Consider the following 13,341-nt stretch of genomic DNA (forward strand, 5'->3'; position numbering starts at 1 on the left):
GCGAATTATTTCTTCAGCCAGGTTTCAGTGAAGATGTTATTCCCCAACGGGATCTGGACAAATCCTTCGACATTTTTCTTCAGCGCCACCGGATAGGAGCTTTCATACAGCGGGATGGTGGGGCCGGTGCTGTTGTAGATATCCTGGATGCGTTTGTATTCTTCGGCACGTTTCGCTGGATTAGTTTCCTGCTGCGAAGCTTCAAACAGCGTGTCTAATTCATCACTCTTCCAGCCGGAATGCAGTGCCTGAATATTCTTCGAATACGCGTAGTAGGAGGTGATCTCGTTGGGGTCAGCGATGTCATCGGTCCACGGGCCAATACGGGTGCTGAAATTCCCCTTACGATAGTTGGCGTTCAGCGTGGCGTTATCCATCTGGTTAATGGTCAGCTTGACGCCAATCTGCGCCCACATCTGTTGCAGGCCGGTCGCGATGCTCAGGCTGTCTTCATTACCCGCCAGAATATTCATGCTGGTGCTAAAGCCATCCGGGTAACCGGCTTCTTTCATCAGCGCCTGCGCTTTCTCAACATCCACGGGCCACAACGGCTTGGTGCCCGAGTTGAGTGGCGTGGAGGTCGACATAAACGAGGTCATCGGTTTGCCGAGTCCAAAGGTCACCAGTTGGATGATGCCTTCTTTGTCGGTGGCGTAGTTCAGCGCTTCACGTACTTTGGGATTCGCCAGTGGGTTCGGCTTGCCATCTATCTCCGGGCGCGCGTTCACGCTGGCGACTTCCACGCGGGTGGAGGGGAACAACGCCATATTTATTGCCGGATTTCCCTGCAACTCTTTAACGCGTGAGTAAGGGATAAACTCGGCACCGTCCAGTTCACCGGATTGCAGCTTCAGGATGCGTGTCGCATCGTCGGGGATGATTTCGAACTTGATGCTGTCGAGGTAGGGCAGCGCTTTGCCGTCAGCGCCTTTCTCCCAATAGTACGGGTTGCGTACCAGCGTCATGGTGGAGTTATGTTGCCATGACTTGAGGATAAACGGACCGGAACCCACCGGATGCTCGGCAAATGCCGCGGCTTTGTCGTGGTCAGTCGCGCCGGGTTCCGCTTCGAACAATTTCTCCGGCATGATCGCGGTGTTGAACACTGTCAGCGCGGTGAGAATGGCGGGATCGGTATGCGACAGATGGATCACCACAGTGTGCGGATCGCTGATGGTGACGTTAGCGATGGCGCTCACCAGAAATTGCCACACGCCATTACCCGGTTTGGCTGCTCGCTCCAGTGACCATTTCACGTCTTCAGCGGTGATCGGTGAACCATCAGAAAATTTGGTGTCAGGACGCAGAGTCAGGGTCAGGCTTTTACCGTCCTCCGACAGCTTCCACGCGGTAGCCAGGCCCGGTCGAATGCCTTTGCCATCGTTAGTCGGCAGCAGCAGGGTGTCGTAGAGGTTAGAGAGAATCCAGATATCGTTATTGCTTTCGTTCAGGATAGGTTCGAGGAAATTACTGTCAGCGTAGCGACCATAGATCAGGGTACCGCCGCGCTGTACTACCTCCGCCGCCTGAGCCGCCAGGGTACTGAATGCACCCGCTGCCAGTAAGGCGATTAACGTTAATTTAGGCATAACTTTCATGACCTTGCCCCTCTGTTTGTAAGTCAGAAAAATGTTTGTCAGGCCCTCAAATGCCCCCCGAAAACTGCGGAGAGCGGAGCCGGCAAAAATGGCGGTAATGATTGTGTTCTAGTTAACTGGTACGATAATTGATGTATTGCTCACAAACTGTCAATAATCAGCGCAAAAAAAATGCAAAAAATAAGAATTGGTTATAACAGTAAGTTATTTCGTCATGATTTTTTTGCCTGATGACTTGAATTGATGTAAAAAACAGCATAATTGTATTAACAGTCTAGTACACTGACCAGGCAGGTTATGGAATTCCACCTCGATCGTGACTCTTCAATCCCGTTGGGAGCGCAGTTGCGCGGGATAATTGAATACGCCATTACGTTTGGCGCGTTGAAACCTGGCGAACAGCTACCCTCGGTGCGCGACATGGCCGAACAGGTAGGCGTTGCGCCGATGACCGTGGCGCAGGTATATCGCGAACTCAAAGCGGCCGAGTTGGTGTACAGCAAGCCAGGCGCCGGTACCTTTATCGCCGATGCGGCGCTTGCGGTGGGATCGTCAGAACTCGCCCTTGACGAGTTGCATCAGCATCTTGATGCATTTATCAACAGCGGAATGTTGCTCGGTTTAAACGCGGCAGAACTGGGGGCGTTGGTCAGCAGTCGGTTTGCGGAACGACAACGCCAGCTCAGGAAGAAGACGGTATTTTTTATTGGCAACTTTATCGATGCGGCGCGGGATTATGCACACTGCATCGGCGAAACGCTGGGTGAAATCGCGCAGGTAGAAGCGACCACGCTCACCGATATAAAAAACGACCTGTTACTCCGTCAACGTGTTGCCAGTGCCGATCTGTTGCTGACCTTTGCCCATCGTCGGCGTGAGGTCAGCCAACTGATTCCGGGGCTGCCGTTGCTGAATATCAGTTTTATTCCGTCCGAAGCTACTCGCCGTGCGTTGGCTTCGCTCGATCCACTGACGCGCACGCTGGTGGTGTCGATTTTCCCGGAATTTACCGCGTTGATGACGTCTGGCGTGGCGCGCTTTGCGCCTCATGTAACCCAGGTCACCGTGGTGCAAAGCGATGATCCTCGTCTGGGTGAATTATTAAAAGAGACCGATGCCCTGGTGTATGCCACCGGCGTTCAGGAACTCACCGCCCGGTTGGGAGAGCACCAACGTTCTTTTGAGTACCGCCATGTTCCTGATGCAGGAGAGATTCAACGGGTGGTTGTGCCGTTGCTGCAACAGGATATTTTACACGCGTCCAACACCGGGGACCGTAATGAAAATCAGTGAAATGAACTGGCAGCAGTTAGCCCACTATCTCACCACCGACGACCGGGTGATTGTGCCGCTCGGCAGTACTGAGCAGCACGCGCTACTCAGCCTGTCAGTGGATTCAATTTTGGCTGAGAGAGTCGCCGCAGAGGCCGCAGAGCCTTACGGCATCCCTGTCTTCCCGGTGATGCCGTTCGGTATGACGCCGGCGTTTAGCGACTATCCCGGCACCATCAGTCTGAGCATGCAAACCTATGTGTGCATGTTGAATGACATACTTAATAACCTGAAACGGCAGGGGTTTCGCCGCATTTTGTTTATCAACGGGCACGGTGGTAACGCACCGGCGCAGAACATCATCAGTGAATGGATGGTGACCAATCCGGGGGTGACGGTTCAGTTGCATAACTGGTGGAATGCGTCGAAAACCTGGGAAAAAGTGATGTCTATCGATCCGGTCGCGTCACACGCCTCCTGGATGGAAAACTTCCCCTGGACGCGTTTGCCGGGCGTGACCCAGCCGCAGCAGCAAAAACCGATGGTGGATTTGGTGGCGCTGCGGAAACTGGACCCAACGCGTGCCAAAGCGTATCTCGGTGACGGCAACTACGGCGGCTATTATCAGCGCGCCGATGAGGAGATGCTCGCTATCTGGCAAACCGCACTGGCGGAAATTCGCGAGATTATTGACGCGCTCTAGCCGGTGATGCGCGACTTGCCCGGAGGTACGGATGTCAGTTGTCACTCAGCCAGAAACCGCAATTTCCCCCGCAGTACCGCAATCCCAGGATCCTCTGGTTATTTGGGGGGCGGGGGCGATTGGTGGCGTGATCGGTGCTGCGTTTATCGCTGCCGGTCAGACGGTGATTTTTGTCGATAATGTGGCAGAGCATGTTGCCGCGATTAATCTTCAGGGGATGCGCATTACCGGTCCCCTCGGTGAAAAAGTGGTGCGGGCGCAGGCATTTTTGCCTGAGCAACTTACCGGTCACTATCGCTGCGTGCTGCTGGCGGTAAAATCTCACCATACCGCTGGCGCTATCCAACAAATTGCACCGCACCTCGCGCCCGAAGGTTTTGTGGTATCGCTACAAAACGGCCTCAACGAGCGGGTTATCGCCGATAGCATCGGCGTTGATCGTACCGTCGGCGCTTTCCTGAATTTTGGCGCAGACTTCCTGGAACCCGGCGTGATCCACCACGGTGGTCGCGGCGCAGTGGTAATTGGTGAGTTAGACGGCATCACCCGCCCACGGACTGAAATGCTCTACAGGCTGCTGCTGAACGTGGACGCTGCGGCGATCCTCACACCAAACATTTGGGGATTTCTGTGGGCGAAGATGATCTACGGTGCGCTGTTGTTCGCCACGGCATTAACCAATGACAGCATTGCCGATGTCCTTGCGATGCCACGTTTCCGACCCGTGTTGACACGGCTGGCACAGGAAATCGGCAGCGTGGCCCATGCGCAGCAAATCGTTTTGCAAGGGTTTGATGGCTTTGATCCTGCGGCGTTTCTGCCTGATGCCAGCCCTGACCACACCCGACAATCCTTTGACGATATGGTGGCGCATAACCGCCGTTCAGCGAAATCTCACTCAGGTATCTGGCGTGATTTGGCGGTGCGCAAACGCCAGACCGAGATTGACGCGCAGATCGCTCCGGCTATCGCGATTGGTCTGAGCGTTAATGTACCGATGCCATTAACCTCGCGTCTGGTGCAACTGATTCACGAAGTGGAGCAGGGGATGCTGCCGCAAACTCAGGCAACCCTGGCCTTGCTGGAAAGTAACGAAACGGGAGCATCCTGATGCAAGACCCTTTTGATTATTCCCGGCGCACGGTGCTGGTGACCGGCGCCGCGCAGGGATTTGGCCGCGCGATTTGTCTGGCCTTCGCCGCACGCGGGGCACAGGTCATCGCCTGTGACATCCAGCAGGCGCAGGTTGAGGAGACGGCAGCGTTATGCGGCGAGGGGACGCTGGCGTTTACCGTCGACATCAGCTCACCCGAGGCAGTTAACGCGCTGTTTTGCACGCTGGCGTCGCACCGGCTTCAGGTCGATACGCTGGTCAACAACGCGGGCGGGGTGGTGGGGCAATCAGGTCAACCGCTCGAAACCGTCACCTTCACACAGTGGCAGGCGATAGTTGATGTGAATCTGAATGGGGTGTTTTTAATGTCCCAGGCGGCAGTGGCGGGGATGAAGGCGCGGCAATTTGGTCGCATCATCAATATCTCCAGCCGGGCCGGGCTGGACGTCAGCCTTACCGGTATCCAGGCCTATGCCAGTGCCAAGGCGGGACAGATTGGCCTGACACGTCAGTTGGCGCACGAGTTGGGGCCGTGGAACATCACCGTCAATAACGTGGCACCCGGATTTATTCGCAGCAATCCCTCCACCGAGAAGCAGTGGGAGGCAATGGGCAGCGCGGGCCAGCAGCGGCTGGTGGACAATATTGCCCTGCGACGACTCGGCGTGGCCGAGGATATTGCCCATGCGGTGCTGTATTTCGCCTCCGACTGGGCTAACTGGGTCACCGGGCAAGTTCTCAGCGTCGATGGTGGCCGATAGTTCATTACATAAAAACTAAAACTCATTATTTCCTTTTTCCCACGGCTCTGACAAAGTACCGCGCAAAATAATAACGTTAATAATTACCCTGCGGAGTTTGTATGACCATCGGATCGGCTAAGTGGCTTGGACTGAGCTACTTCACCTACTTTTTCTGTTACGGCATCTACTTACCTTTCTGGAGCGTATGGCTCAAAGGTTTAGGATTGGATGCGGAAAAAATCGGTCTGATGATTGGTTGCGGCATGGTGGCACGTTTTGTCGGCAGCTTGTTAATTGCTTCTCAGGTGAAAACCCCTTCCCATTTGATTCGCGCGCTACGCCTGCTGGCGCTGATGACCTGCCTGTTCGCGCTGGGATTTTGGCTCGGTGGCCAGTGGCTATGGCTGCTGTTGGTGATGATTGGCTTTAACCTGTTTTTTTCTCCGCTGGTGCCACTGAGTGATGCGCTGGCCGCCACCTGGACACAGCAAATTGGCCTCGCCTATGGGCCGGTGCGTTTATGGGGATCGCTGGCGTTTGTGATTAGCTCGGCGTTGACCGGAATGCTGGTCAGTGAGTACTCCTCGCAGGCGATTCTGGTGCTGCTCTCGGTCGGGGTGCTGGCGATGCTGTCCGGCATGATGTTGCCACCCAAAACGCAACCGCAGGGCGATGCACGCCAGGGGGCGAGTGGTGGCTGGTCTGCCTGGCGTAACCTGCTGCGGGAAAATGCCGTCTGGCGCTTTATGTTGTGTGTCACCCTGATGCAGGGCGCACACGCCGCTTATTACAGCTTCAGTGCTATCTGGTGGCAGGAGTCTGGCTATTCAGCCAGCACCGTGGGGTATCTCTGGTCACTCGGAGTGGTGGCGGAAATTGTGGTCTTTGCCCTCAGCAACCGGCTATTTCGCCGCTGGACGGCGCGCGACCTGCTGCTGCTTTCCTGCGTGTGTGCGCTGGTACGCTGGACGTTACTTGGGGCCAGCACCGCATTGCCACTGCTGATTGTGGCGCAGATTCTGCACTGCGGCAGCTTCACCGTTTGCCATCTGGCGGCGATGCGCTTTATTGCGGCGCGTAAGGGCGCAGAGGTGATCCGTTTACAGTCGCTGTATTCGGCGCTGGCGATGGGCGGCGGCATTGCGGTGATGACCATGATTTGTGGCGTGCTGTTTACCCCTTTGCAGGGGCATCTGTTTTGGGTGATGGCGCTGGTGGCGTTGCCTGCCTTGTTCCTGCGCCCCCGTTCTGCTTAAGACTCGAGTAACTGGCGAATACGCTGCTGCTGATGTTCGCTCAGCGGCAGCTCGGCGTGAATCAATGGCGGTGAAAACAGCGGCAGCGAGGTCGCATAAGGGGTAATCACCAGCGCAATATCACGCGGCGCACCTTCCTGCCTGAATTGCAGCATATCCTGATAGGTGATGTTAATTGGCAGCAGCGTCAGCTCACGGATTTGCTGTTCCAGCAGTTGCTCCAGGCTGGCATCCTCGCCAGTCAGCAGCAGCACCTGTTTCTCCTGCAAGGCGCTCTCCTGCATCAACCAGGCACCGAACAACACCGCCACCAGGCTCACTTCTTCCGCACTGAAACGCGTGGCAAATTGCGCCGCAAAGTCATCGAGCGCGGCGCGGGTGGTGCGCAGCAAGCGTGGATAGAGCCGGGCGACATCCAGCGCCACGCTGTTATCAATACCGATGGCAAAATGGCTGCGGTCCAGCGCTTGCGCCAGATGGGTAAACAGTTGCTGCTTCAACTCTTCCTGATTACTGATTTGCGTCAGCGCCAGTTTTTCAAAGCGGATGATTAACGCTTCCACGGCCTGCATCAGGATTTGCGCCTGCGGATGCTGCAACTGCGTGCCATCCGGCGCGTGAATCAGGCTAAACAGTAGCGTCCAGAAGTCGGCCTCGCTGGCATCGGGCGCGAGGTGGCAACGTTTTTGCCAGTGATGAATCACATCATCGGCGGCCTCGCGCTCTGCCTTTTCGGCCAGCCAGGCACGCTGCGCATCGTTGAACAGCGCCATCTGCCGCTGGCACAGGGCATACTTCATGTAGATTTGCAGAAATAACCGATCGCGCTGACTAAAGTTCCGGTTGAGTCGCAGGCTACAATGCTGGATCAGCGCCTGTAAGTTGGTTTCATCCCACAGCGCTTTTTCGATTTTGAGCACCTTAAGGCGTTGACGCAGCACCGGGGCGAAGTGTTCACAAACAAAATCCTGCGACAGGCGCAGAGCGCGTCGCAACCAATGGAGCAGGCATAAACGCCTGTCCAACTCCGTTCCATGTACGCGAAAGCTACCATCGACCATCTGGTGTAGTTCCAGTTGATGATAACGCTGTATCTCGTCACTGACATCCGCGATATCCTGTCGGGCGACAACAGGGTCCACGCCATTTAACTGGCAGAGCTTTTCAAGCGTCAGCGCGGGAGCGGGCAGAAACAGCAGCAGTAGCAGATGGCAGCGACGTTGGGAACGGCTGAAGAGTGGTGCAGAGGAGGTTGCAGAACTCATCAATAGTCATTCCAGTAGGTCATTTTTGAGCTAAGAATAGCCAACTCCGCGCGGTAACCCTGCACTTTGTCGTGACTTTTATTCAGAGCTTTAAAGCGGGTCACAGTTTTTCTGGACCACTGGAATCTGAACCTTTTAATTGTTACTTTATAACGTTATGAAAATTGCGCTTTTTACCCTGATGCTGTTGGTCAGTCACATGGCCTGGTCACATCCACACAGTTTTATTGATATGAAAACCGAGCTTCTGACCGACAATGACCATCTTACCGGCTTCAAAATGGTCTGGACCATGGACGAGATCACCTCTGCCGATCTGCTGTACGATGCCGGTAAAGCCGAGCCGGGCAGCGTGGTGTGGAAAAAACTGGCGGCGCAGGTGATGGCCAATGTGTTGGGTCAGCACTATTTCACCGAAGTGTGGCAGGGGAAAAATCGGGTGAAATTCCTCAATCTGCCAAAGGAGTACCAGCTATCGCGCAACGGTAACAAAGCGGTGCTGGAGTTCATTTTGCCTCTGGGCGAACCGCAATCTCTGAGTAACACGCAGTACCGCATTCTCACCTTTGATCCGAGCTACTTTGTCGATATGTATTACGACAACGCTCTGGCGCTCACTCTGCCGGACGCGCTGAAATCGCGCTGCCAGCTGGATTTACACACACCAAAACCGGATGACTCGCTGAAACAATACGCGTTGTCGCTGGATAAAGCCGATGCGCCGCCAGAGGATATGGATCTGGGGCAGCAGTTCGCGCAGACGGTAACGCTGACATGTCATTAATTTCCCTGCCTTCCGGGTCCCGCCGTTTATGGCCGCTATGGTTGCTGGCGTTGGTGCTGCTGCTGGCGGCTGGCATGGTGTGGCAATTCTGGCCGCAAATCCTGCTACAAAGCGTGCTGTGGCAAAAAGTCTTAAATCGCGAGATGACGCAACTGCTACAACAGGTGGCGGAGCAACCCCACCAGGCGGGGGTGACCCTGATGCTGTTTAGTCTGGCTTATGGTGTGCTGCATGCCCTGGGCCCCGGTCACGGTAAAGTGGTGATCAGTACCTTCCTCGCGACCCATCCGGCGCGCCTGAAAACCAGTATGAGGCTGACGTTGCTGGCGGCATTGTTGCAGGGGGGCGTGGCGATCGGTCTGGTGACGGTGATGCTGGTGGTGCTACAAACCTCATCGCGCACCCTGCATCTGGGTAGCTACTGGCTGGAGAAGGGCAGTTACCTGCTGGTGATGGCATTGGGAATTTGGGTTGGATGGCGTGCGATCCGCGCCTTGCGGGCGGCGTTAAAACCGGTGCCGAAAATGCAGATCCATGCTATCCGCCCTCACCATCAGCATGATGACAACTGCGGCTGTGGCCATGCTCACTTGCCGAGTGCAGCACAGATGGAACAAGCCGTTAGCGGCAAAACGCAGGCGCTGGTGGTGTTCTCGATGGGGCTACGTCCTTGCTCGGGGGCCATTATGATGTTGCTGTTTGCCAAAGTGATTGATGTGTATCTCTGGGGAGTGGCCTCGGCGATTGCGATGGCGATGGGCACGGCGGTGACCGTATCGGCGATGGGATTGTTGGTGCAGCGTTCGCGTAAACTGGCGGAGAAACTGGGCAGTGCCAGTGCGACAGCGCAAGGGGTGAAAGTGTTGATGCCATTGCTGGCGTTAGTCGGCAGCGTGGTCTTACTGGTCGCGGGGGCGTTACTGTGGCAAAGCGCCCAGCCGATGATGAGCAGCGGCCTGCGGCCATTTTAACCATCGACCATAACGTAACGGCGCAATAAATCGCGCCGTTACGGGAAAAGCAATTAACGCTTCAACGCTTCGCTCAGTTCGTCACGCATGGTGGACAGCAGCGCTTTCACCACACGCGGATTACCGGCAACGATGTTACCTGACATCAGGTAGCCATGACCGCCAGTAAAGTCAGTTACCAGGCCGCCCGCTTCGCGTACCAGCAGTTCACCGGCAGCGAAATCCCACGGTTTCAGACCAATTTCGAAATAGCCATCTACACGACCCGCAGCCACGTAAGCCAGGTCCAGTGCCGCAGAACCGGTACGACGGAAGTCAGCACACTGGGTAAACAGTTTGCCCACCACATTGATATAAGACTGAGAGTGCTGCTTCAGTTTGAACGGGAAGCCGGTCGCCAGAATGGTGCCATCCAGATCGCGAGCGGTGCTGCCGCGCAGACGGTAGCCGTTCAACTGAGTGCCCTGACCGCGTACAGCGGTGAACAGTTCATTACGCATTGGATCGTAAACCACCGCAACTTCGGTGCGACCTTTAATGCGCACAGCGATAGAAACGGAGAAGTGAGGGAGGCGTTTGATAAAGTTGGTGGTGCCATCCAGCGGATCGATTACCCATTGAATGTCCTGATCGTCACCCGTCAGCTCACCGCTTTCTTCGGTGATGATGGTGTGTTGCGGGTATGACTTGCGAATCACTTCGACAATCAGACGTTCTGCGTCACGGTCAACATTAGTAACGAAGTCGTTGCTGCCTTTCTGGCTGGCTTCGACAGCGTCCGGGGTTTCATAATTCTTTGCAATTAAATTTCCGGCCTTGCGCGCAGCGCGCACGGCGATGTTGAGCATCGGATGCATCGGTATCTCTCGCTGGATGTTAAAGAACAGGGAAAACGGCGCGGAGTATAGCAGCGCATTCGGTAAATGTCCTGTTTTATGTTAGCATCGCGCCATCATTTTCTTACCTGCTTCTATTATGCTGCAAAATATCCGAATTGTACTGGTGGAAACCTCCCACACCGGCAACATGGGCTCGGTAGCCCGTGCCATGAAAACCATGGGTTTGAGCAATCTGTATCTGGTCAACCCGTTGGTCAAACCTGATTCTCAGGCCATCTCTCTCGCCGCAGGTGCCAGCGATGTGATCGGCAATGCGCAGATCGTGGACACCCTCGATGAGGCGATTGCGGGTTGTAGCCTGGTGGTTGGCACCAGCGCACGTTCGCGTTCTTTGCCGTGGCCGATGCTGGATTCGCGTGAATGCGGTATCAAAAGTGTCGAAGAGGGGCAGCAGGCACCGGTCGCGCTGGTGTTTGGCCGTGAGCGTGTTGGCCTGACCAATGAAGAGTTGCAGAAGTGCCACTATCACGTCGCGATTCAGGCGAACCCGGAATACAGTTCGCTGAACCTCGCGATGGCGGTACAGATCATCGCTTACGAGGTGCGTATGGCCTGGCTGGATGCGCAGGAAAAAGCTACGCCGCAGCCACAGTTTGAAGAGTCCCCTTATCCGCTGGTCGATGATCTGGAGCGTTTTTATCAGCATATGGAACAGATGATGCTGAACAGCGGCTTTATCCGTGAAGGCAATCCCGGTCAGGTGATGAGCAAACTGCGTCGCTTGTACACCCGCGCGCGCCCGGAACGCGATGAGCTGAATATTCTGCGTGGCATGCTGGCGTCGTTTGAAAAACGTAAAGGTAGTGAGGGTAATAGTTGAGTAAATTGCTTGGTTAAATAGTTGAGCAAATTACTTGGTTAAATAGTTGACCAATTTACTCAGGAATGTCAGACTAGCGGCCATTCATCAGATACCCGCCGATAACCGACGGACGCTTACGAGGTTGTATGCTATGAGACTGACATCCAAAGGACGTTATGCCGTTACCGCTATGCTGGACGTTGCCCTGCACTCGCACGAGGGGCCGGTGCCGCTGGCTGACATTTCTGAGCGTCAGGGCATTTCGCTCTCCTATCTGGAGCAGTTATTCTCGCGTCTGCGTAAGCACGGTTTGGTTGCCAGTGTCCGTGGTCCGGGCGGCGGTTATCTGTTAGGTAAAGATGCTGGCGCGATTGCCGTAGGTGCGGTGATTACCGCCGTTGACGAATCCGTTGATGCCACCAAATGCCAGGGCAAAGAAGGTTGCCAGGGCGGTGAACGTTGCCTGACTCACGTTCTGTGGCGTGACCTGAGCGAACGCATCAGCGAATTCCTCAACAACATCACTCTGGCAGAACTGGTCAACAACCAGGAAATTCTGGATGTTGCTGACCGTCAAAACGCCATCGACAATCGTCGCTTCCAGACTCACCGCGTGCAGGAAACCATCAACGTTAACCTGCGTGCGTAATCCGCTCTCTTTCGGCCTTTCCTGCTAAGGCAGGGAAGGCTGAATCATGCTATAACGTCGTATGATTTTTTATACGGAGCTTTAGCGCAATGAAATTACCGATCTACCTGGATTACGCGGCAACGACGCCTGCGGATCCGCGTGTCGCCACCAGAATGATGCAGTTTCTCACCCTGGATGGCACGTTCGGTAACCCCGCTTCCCGTTCTCACCGATTTGGCTGGCAGGCTGAAGAAGCCGTTGATGTGGCACGCAACCAGGTTGCGGAGCTGGTCAATGCCGATCCGCGTGAAATCGTTTTTACTTCCGGCGCGACTGAAGCTGATAACCTCGCCATCAAAGGTGCGGCACAGTGCCATCAGGCGCGCGGCAAACACGTCATTACCAGTCAGACCGAACACAAAGCGGTGCTCGACAGTTGTCAGCAACTGGAGCGCGAAGGGTTTGAGGTCACTTATTTGCAACCCGGCCGTGATGGCATCGTGACTCCCGACATGTTGGCTGCGGCGCTGCGTGACGACACGGTGCTGGTTTCGTTGATGCATGTAAATAATGAAACCGGCGTAATTCAGGATATCGCCGCGCTTGGCGCTTTGTGTCGCCAACGTGACATCCTGTTCCATGTCGACGCCACGCAAAGTGTGGGTAAGTTGCCCATTGATGTCAGTGTCCTGCCGGTGGATTTGATGTCCTTCTCGGCACACAAAATTTATGGCCCGAAAGGTATCGGCGCGCTCTGGGTTCGTCGCAAACCGCGTTTGCAGATTGATGCGCAAATGCATGGCGGCGGTCATGAGCGCGGCATGCGTTCGGGTACATTGCCGGTGCACCAGATTGTCGGCATGGGCGAAGCCTATCGCATTGCGCGTGAAGAGATGAGCAGCGAAGTTGCGCGACTAGCGGCACTGCGTCAGCGCTTGTGGCAGGGCATCAGCGCGCTGAGCGATGTCACGCTGAATGGATCGCTGGAGCAGGGCGCACCAAATATCCTCAATATCAGTTTTGCCCACGTTGAAGGTGAATCGTTGATTATGGCGCTGAAAGATCTGGCGCTCTCTTCCGGTTCCGCCTGTACCTCGGCCAGCCTCGAACCCTCTTATGTGCTACGCGCGATGGGCGTTGAGCAGGAGCTGGCACACAGCTCACTGCGTTTTTCGCTAGGACGCTTTACCACCGAAGAGGAAATTGATTACGCCATTGAGCTGGTCAACAAAGCGGTAACCCGTCTGCGGGCGCTGATGCCTGCGGCAAATTCTCGCTAATTATCGTTTAACAGCATCCTTCC

13 protein-coding genes are annotated in these 13,341 nt (G+C 55.3%); 10 read left to right on the top strand and 3 right to left on the bottom strand.

Going from position 1 to position 13,341, the window contains the following annotated elements; all coding sequences use genetic code 11:
- Positions 1-5: 5 nt before the first annotated feature.
- Complete coding sequence (locus CTZ24_RS13760; protein ID WP_208723804.1) at positions 6-1,598, bottom strand: ABC transporter substrate-binding protein; 1,593 nt, start codon at positions 1,596-1,598, stop codon at positions 6-8.
- Positions 1,599-1,895: 297 nt separating this feature from the next.
- Here CTZ24_RS13760 and CTZ24_RS13765 point away from each other — a divergent pair, with 297 nt between their 5' ends.
- The 5 genes from CTZ24_RS13765 (at position 1,896) to CTZ24_RS13785 (ending at position 6,686) form a co-directional block, all read left to right on the top strand.
- Positions 1,896-2,891, top strand: a complete 996-nt coding sequence (locus tag CTZ24_RS13765) for a GntR family transcriptional regulator (protein WP_021184363.1) — start codon at positions 1,896-1,898, stop codon at positions 2,889-2,891.
- Complete coding sequence (locus CTZ24_RS13770; RefSeq protein ID WP_208723805.1) at positions 2,878-3,573, top strand: creatininase family protein; 696 nt, start codon at positions 2,878-2,880, stop codon at positions 3,571-3,573. The genes CTZ24_RS13765 and CTZ24_RS13770 overlap by 14 nt, the downstream gene beginning before the upstream one ends.
- Before the next feature lie 31 nt (positions 3,574-3,604).
- Positions 3,605-4,684, top strand: a complete 1,080-nt coding sequence (locus CTZ24_RS13775; RefSeq protein ID WP_208723806.1) for a ketopantoate reductase family protein — start codon at positions 3,605-3,607, stop codon at positions 4,682-4,684.
- On the top strand, positions 4,684-5,448 hold the full coding sequence (locus CTZ24_RS13780; protein ID WP_208723807.1) for an SDR family NAD(P)-dependent oxidoreductase: 765 nt from the start codon (positions 4,684-4,686) through the stop codon (positions 5,446-5,448). The genes CTZ24_RS13775 and CTZ24_RS13780 overlap by 1 nt, the downstream gene beginning before the upstream one ends.
- A 101-nt stretch (positions 5,449-5,549) precedes the next feature.
- Entirely contained in the window at positions 5,550-6,686 is a 1,137-nt protein-coding gene (locus CTZ24_RS13785; protein ID WP_021184359.1) for a 3-phenylpropionate MFS transporter, read from the top strand.
- Here the strand turns inward: CTZ24_RS13785 and csiE are convergent.
- Positions 6,683-7,951 carry a stationary phase inducible protein CsiE gene (gene csiE, locus CTZ24_RS13790; protein ID WP_021184358.1) on the bottom strand — a complete coding sequence of 423 codons (1,269 nt, stop codon included), beginning with the start codon at positions 7,949-7,951 and terminating at the stop codon, positions 6,683-6,685. The genes CTZ24_RS13785 and csiE overlap by 4 nt on opposite strands.
- A 157-nt stretch (positions 7,952-8,108) precedes the next feature.
- Between csiE and CTZ24_RS13795 the strand changes: the two genes are divergently transcribed.
- Both CTZ24_RS13795 and CTZ24_RS13800 read left to right on the top strand, forming a co-directional pair.
- The gene (locus tag CTZ24_RS13795) at positions 8,109-8,735 is read left to right on the top strand and encodes a DUF1007 family protein (protein WP_208723808.1); all 627 of its coding nucleotides are present in this window, start codon (positions 8,109-8,111) and stop codon (positions 8,733-8,735) included.
- Positions 8,726-9,706, top strand: coding sequence for a nickel/cobalt transporter (locus CTZ24_RS13800; protein WP_208723809.1), 981 nt, complete (start codon positions 8,726-8,728; stop codon positions 9,704-9,706). Before CTZ24_RS13795 ends, CTZ24_RS13800 begins: the two co-directional genes overlap by 10 nt.
- A gap of 53 nt (positions 9,707-9,759) precedes the next feature.
- Here the strand turns inward: CTZ24_RS13800 and suhB are convergent, their stop codons facing one another.
- A complete protein-coding gene (gene suhB, locus CTZ24_RS13805) occupies positions 9,760-10,563 on the bottom strand; it encodes an inositol-1-monophosphatase (protein WP_208723810.1) in 804 nt (267 codons plus the stop codon).
- Between the two features lie 118 nt (positions 10,564-10,681).
- On the opposite strand from suhB, the gene trmJ reads away from it, so the two are divergent.
- From trmJ to CTZ24_RS13820, 3 genes are all read left to right on the top strand, one after another.
- Entirely contained in the window at positions 10,682-11,425 is a 744-nt protein-coding gene (gene trmJ / locus CTZ24_RS13810) for a tRNA (cytosine(32)/uridine(32)-2'-O)-methyltransferase TrmJ (protein WP_208723811.1), read from the top strand.
- 133 nt (positions 11,426-11,558) lie between these two features.
- On the top strand, positions 11,559-12,056 hold the full coding sequence (gene iscR, locus CTZ24_RS13815) for a Fe-S cluster assembly transcriptional regulator IscR (RefSeq protein WP_021184354.1): 498 nt from the start codon (positions 11,559-11,561) through the stop codon (positions 12,054-12,056).
- Positions 12,057-12,145: 89 nt separating this feature from the next.
- Positions 12,146-13,318, top strand: a complete 1,173-nt coding sequence (locus CTZ24_RS13820) for an IscS subfamily cysteine desulfurase (RefSeq protein ID WP_208723812.1) — start codon at positions 12,146-12,148, stop codon at positions 13,316-13,318.
- Positions 13,319-13,341: the final 23 nt, after the last annotated feature.

The organism is Pantoea phytobeneficialis, from assembly GCF_009728735.1.
Taxonomy (GTDB): Bacteria; Pseudomonadota; Gammaproteobacteria; order Enterobacterales; family Enterobacteriaceae; genus Pantoea; species Pantoea phytobeneficialis.